Source organism: uncultured Aquincola sp. (assembly GCF_964001545.1).
Classification (GTDB): Bacteria; Pseudomonadota; Gammaproteobacteria; order Burkholderiales; family Burkholderiaceae_C; genus Aquincola.
In genome coordinates this window covers 1-4,723 of sequence record NZ_CAXFDV010000349.1, presented here as the reverse complement: position 1 = coordinate 4,723, position 4,723 = coordinate 1, and the positions used below count along the sequence as shown (strand labels likewise).

Annotated in this window: 4 protein-coding genes; 1 reads left to right on the top strand and 3 read right to left on the bottom strand. The window is 72.0% G+C overall.

The annotated features are described in order from the left end of the window. Nucleotides 1–98: 98 nt before the first annotated feature. Nucleotides 99–578: an RES family NAD+ phosphorylase gene (locus tag ABNT58_RS12090; RefSeq protein WP_348753723.1), complete on the top strand. Its 480-nt coding sequence runs from the start codon at nt 99–101 to the stop codon at nt 576–578. On the opposite strand, the gene ABNT58_RS12085 is transcribed toward ABNT58_RS12090, so the two are convergent. The 3 genes from ABNT58_RS12085 to ABNT58_RS12075 form a co-directional block, all read right to left on the bottom strand. After that, the gene (locus ABNT58_RS12085) at nt 579–2,207 is read right to left on the bottom strand and encodes a response regulator (protein ID WP_348753722.1); all 1,629 of its coding nucleotides are present in this window, start codon (nt 2,205–2,207) and stop codon (nt 579–581) included. A gap of 5 nt (nt 2,208–2,212) precedes the next feature. Then, nucleotides 2,213–3,967 (bottom strand): ATP-binding protein, encoded by a 1,755-nt coding sequence (locus ABNT58_RS12080; protein WP_348753721.1) that lies wholly within the window; start codon nt 3,965–3,967, stop codon nt 2,213–2,215. Then, the coding region (locus ABNT58_RS12075; protein WP_348753720.1) for a SpoIIE family protein phosphatase at nt 3,964–4,723 on the bottom strand (760 nt) is incomplete at its 5' end. The genes ABNT58_RS12075 and ABNT58_RS12080, both read right to left, overlap by 4 nt.

Here is a 4,723-nt window from a genome sequence, read left to right as displayed (position 1 = left end):
GGCGGCCGGCCGCCCGGCGACTTCATGGACACCGCGGACGGCCGGGCACTGGTGACCAGCCTGGTCGAGCAGATGCAGAGCGGGGCCTACGCTTGAGCGTGACCACGGCGTTCTGGCGCATTGCCGCCGACACGCCGTCGTACGAAGCGACCGACCTTTCCGGCAAAGGGGCCGAAACGTCCGGCGGGCGCTGGAACCGCCGCGGCACCCCCCTGCTGTATGCCTCGGGCAGCCGGGCGCTGGCCTGCCTGGAAACGCTGGTGCACCTGGGCAACAGCCTGCCGCTGAACCGTTACCTGGTGGAGCTGATGGTGCCTGCGGCAGCGCTGCAGGCGGCCGTCACCTTCGACGCGCAGGCCCACGTGGGCTGGGATGCAGAGCCGGCCGGCAGGGTGTCGCTCGACTGGGGCACCGCCTGGGCCACCAGCCGGCGCAGCCTGCTGGCCTGGGTGCCTTCGGTGGTGGTGCCGGAAGAATGGAACCTGCTGATCAACCCCTTGCACCCCGAGATGGCCAACCTGGCCGCGGCCAAAACACGCAAGTGGCTGTACGACCCGCGCCTGGCTGGCGCAGCCTGACTAAGCGCCCACCACCCCACCCACCGCCCCCAGCAATTCATCCACCCTGAACGGCTTGCGCAGCAGCCGGGCGCCGGGCACGGCGGTGGTGACGACGGCATGGTCGACGTGGCCGCTGAGGAAGAGCACCGGCAGGTCGGGCTGCAGCTGGCGCAGCTTCAGGGCCAGCTCCACGCCGTTGTCGCCGGGCATGGCGTAGTCGGCCACCAGCACGTCGGGCACGAAGCCGGCGTGCACCGCGGCCAGCGCCTCGCTGCTGTTGGCCGCGCTCTTGACCACATAGCCGGCCTCGTCCAGCAGGCGCGAGACGGTATGGCGGATGTCGGCCTCGTCGTCCACCAGCAGCACCTGCGCATCCAGCACCGCGGGCAGCGCCGCAGCGGGCGACTGCAGGGGCGCCTGCGCTTCGGGCGGCGGCAGCTGGCCGGCGCGCAGCCACAGGGCCACTTCGGTGCCAGCTTCGGGGCTGCTGCGCACGCGGGCCGTGCCTTGCGACAGCCGGGCCACGCCCATCACCTGCGCCAGGCCCAGGCCGGTGCCGCGGCCCGAAGGCTTGGTGGTGAAGAAGGGCTCGAAGGCGCGCGCCGCCACCTCGGGCGGCATGCCGTGGCCGGAGTCGGCCACCGTCAGCACCACGTAGCGGCCGGCCGGCAGATCCGGCTCGTCGACCGGCGCTTCGCCCGGCCGCAGGCCGATCGCGATGCGTCCGCCCTCGGGCATCGCATCGCGTGCGTTGATCACCAGGTTGAGCACCGCCAGCTCCAGCTGGTTGGCATCGGTCATGGCCACCAGCGGCTCGTCGCTGGTGCCCATCTGCACCTGGATGCGGCTGCCCGCCGTCTGCTGCAGCCACTCGGCCATGCCGGCCAGCAGCTGCTGCAAGTCCACGGCCACGGTGCTCAGCACGTCGTTGCGCGAAAAGGCCAGCAGGCGCGACGTGAGGCGCCGGCCACGCGCTGCCGCGGCCACCGCCTTGTCCAGCAGCGCCCGCGGTTCACCCTCTTCCATGCGCCGCCGCGCCAGGTGGATGTAGCCCACCATCGACGCCAGGATGTTGTTGAAGTCGTGCGCCATCGAGCTGGTGAGCTGGCCCACCGCTTCCATCTTCTGCGACTGCACCAGCGCGGCCTCGGCCCGCTCGCGCTGGCCGATCTGGTCGATCAGCGCCAGGTTGCTGGCATGCAGGTCCTGCGTGCGCTCGGCGATGCGCTGCTCCAGCGTCTCGTTCAGCTCGCGGGTGCGGGCCTCGGCCTCGTGCAGGCGCAGCAGCGCCCGCACCGAAGCCACCAGCTCGGCCGGCTCGATGGGCTGGATCAGGTACGAATCAGCACCGCCTTCCAGGCCGCGGGTGCGGTCTTCAGCGCTGACGAAGGTGGCCGAGGTCTGCAGCACCAGCGTGGTGGGCCAACGCTGCTTGATCAGCTTGCACAGCTCGATGCCGTTGCCGTCGGGCAGCTGCACGTCCAGCAGCACCAGCTGCGGCTGCAGCACTTCCATCTGCCGCAAGGTCTCGGCCGCGCTGCCGGCGTCCACCACCTGGAAGCCCGCATGCCGCAGCGCGCGGTGCTTGGTGTAGGCGGCCACCTCCGAGTCGTCGACGTTGAGGATGGTGACGGTACGGGCATTCATGGCGCTCAGCTCCCATCGTCGGCCAGCGTCGGGGCGGCATCGCCGGGTGACAGCACCAGGCGCATCAGGCGCGACAGGCCGTCACGCGACAGGTCCTGCTTGGGCACGATGGCATAGGCGGCAGCCAGCGCGCGCTTCTGGTCGACCGTCAGCGCATGCGAGGTGCACACCACCACCGGCGTGGCCTGCAGCGGTGATGCCGACAGCTGGGCCAGGACGCCGAAGCCGTCCAGGCGGGGCATGTGCAGGTCGAGGAAGATCATGTCGGGCGACTTGGCCAGGGCCATCGACAAGCCGGTCTCACCGTTGTCGGCTTCCAGCACGTCGAAGCCCGCATCCTGCGCGATGTGGCGGATGACGTAGCGAAACACCTCTTCGTCGTCCACCACCAGCACCCGCCGGCGGCCGCCGGGGCCGGCCTCGGGCACCGCCACCGCCTGGCCGAAGCGCACCGGCATGGTCAGGGTGAAGGTGGAGCCCACGCCCGGCTGGCTGCGGGCGGTGAGGTCGCCGCCCAGCAGCATGGCCAGCCGGCGCGACAGCGGCAGGCCCAGGCCGGTGCCGCCCCGTTGCAGCCGGCCCTCCACCTGCCCGAATTCCTCGAAGATCAGGTCGATGGCCGAGGACGCGATGCCGATGCCGGTGTCTTCCACCTCGAAGACCAAATGCGCCTGCGGCGCGTCGTGCCGGGCGCGCACCAGCACATGGCCGCTCTCGGTGAACTTCAGCGCGTTGCTCACCAGGTTGCGCAGCACCTGGGCCAGCTTCTGCTCGTCGGCCAGCAGCACCGGCAGGTCGGGCGCGGCATCGAACACCAGGTTCACCGCCGGGTTGGTGAGCAGCGGCTTGAGCAGCCCGCGCAGCGAGGCGAAAAGGTCGGTGACGGTGAACTCGGTGGGCCGCACGTCCAGCCGGCCGGCTTCCACCTTGGCCAGGTCCAGCAGATCGTTGACCAGCTCCAGCAGCGTCTGGGCGGAGCGGCGGATGTAGTCCACCTGGCGGTTCTGCTCGGTATTCAGCGTGCCGTCCACGCCGTCGATCAACAGCCGCGTCAGCGCCATGATGCTGTTGAGCGGCGTGCGGAACTCATGGCTCATGTGCGAGAGGAAGCGCGACTTCATCTCGCTGGCGCCACGCAGTTCCTCGGCCTTTTGCTCCAGCTCGGAGTACAGCGCCACCACGCCGCGGTTGGTGTCCTCCAGCTCGCGGTTCAGGCGGTCGGCCTCGGCCTCGCGCTCCTGCAGGTCGGCCAGGCTGGTGATCAGCTCGCGGTCCTGCGCCTGCAGCTCGGCCACCGGGTCGGGCCCGCGGCGCGGCAGCGCGGCGGCCAGCGCCTGCAGCTGCGCGCCGCCGGGTTCGGCCGGCAGCCACTGGGCCAGCCGCACCTCGGTGCCCTGCGCGGACGACCGGATGTCCAGCTCGTCCACCAGGCGGCGCGCACTGGCCAGGCCCGCGCCCTGGCCGGGCGCGAAAACCTTGCGGCCGCTGAGGATGTCGTCCAGATCGGCGATGCCGCGGCCCTGGTCGCGCACCAGCACCTGCAGCTGGCGGCCCGCCAGCGTCACCCGCACCTGGCCACCGCCGGCATGGCTGAGCGCATTGCGCGCGATCTCGGACACGGCGGTGGCCAGCCGCGTCTGGCCCTTGCGGTCCAGGCCCAGCAGCTCGGCCACGCGGCGCACCTGCTGGCGCGCGGCCACCACGTCGGCCGGGGTGGCCAGCGGCAGGCTCACCAGCGCAGGGCCGGTGCCGGGCTTCATGCCAGCACTCCGCGCGGCGGCCGGGTGTCCACCACCACCGCGGTGGCGTCGTCGCGGCCACGCGCGAAGTCGCGGTACAGCACGCCGGCCACCAGCAGCGGGTGGGCGCGCAGCAGGCCGGGGTAGGTGGCCAGGTTCCAGCTGGTGCCGATGCCGTCGGAATGCATCACCAGCAGACCGTCGCCGCAGGGGTAGTCGAACGACTGAATCTTGCGGGTGTTGTGGCCCACGATGCCGTTGTGCGAGACCATGCGCCGCACCGGCTGGCCCGGTGCCTGCGGCACGAAGGTGCTGGCGATGTTGCCCACGCCCGCAAAGCGGATGGTGGCGCTGGCCCAGTGGATGCGCGCCACGCCCACCGCCGCGCCCCGCGTGTGGCGGATGGCGCCATGCACCGCCTGCACGATCTCGTCGGGCTGCTGGTGGCGGCTGCGCTGGAACTGGGCCACCGCCTCGTTGGCGGCGCGCGCCGCGTCCATGCCATGGCCAAGGCCATCGACCACGAACACGGTGCGGCCCTCGGCATCGTCGGCATGGCTCCAGGCGTCGCCGCAGGCCACCTCGCCCGCGCGCGGCAGCACCAGGCCGGCCAGCTCACCGGCCGCGGTGTCGGCCATGCCGGGCTGCCCGGCGTCCACGGCGGGTCGCGCCGATGTCGCATGCACGCGGGCCAGCATCGCGGTGCCGCGGCCCGGCCAGCTCACCACCGCAAACGGGTCGGCCAGGCGGCGCAAGGCGCCCAGGCCGTTGCCCGCG